Consider the following 425-nt stretch of genomic DNA (forward strand, 5'->3'; position numbering starts at 1 on the left):
GCGTTACATCACACTTCATAAAAGTAAATAAAACGTTAATCACAAGTTTGTAATCGCTTTCATCTCACTATGAAAAATGCGGCTACGGTTATGGATTTTCCTGCTCTGTATACCGTCTTAAAACTGGCGAAAAAGGAAAATGAAGACGAAAACAAGCGAAGACATTCGGCGCGAGTTGGCTATAATACTCGGCACTTGTTTGCCACATATTTTTAAAGGAAACAGACATGAGCTTACTCAACGTCCCTGCGGGTAAAGATCTGCCGGAAGACATCTACGTTGTTATTGAGATCCCGGCTAACGCAGATCCGATCAAATACGAAATCGACAAAGAGAGCGGCGCACTGTTCGTTGACCGCTTCATGTCCACCGCGATGTTCTATCCGTGCAACTACGGCTATATCAACCACACTCTGTCTCTGGAC

1 protein-coding gene is annotated in these 425 nt (G+C 44.0%); it reads left to right on the forward strand.

All coding sequences use genetic code 11. The features are described 5' to 3' along the window. Window positions 1–227: 227 nt before the first annotated feature. Window positions 228–425 (forward strand): inorganic diphosphatase (locus AC1VNY_RS42755; protein WP_482409714.1); only part of this gene is annotated, 198 nt, incomplete at its 3' end.

It is taken from the genome of Bradyrhizobium ferriligni, assembly GCF_056837965.1.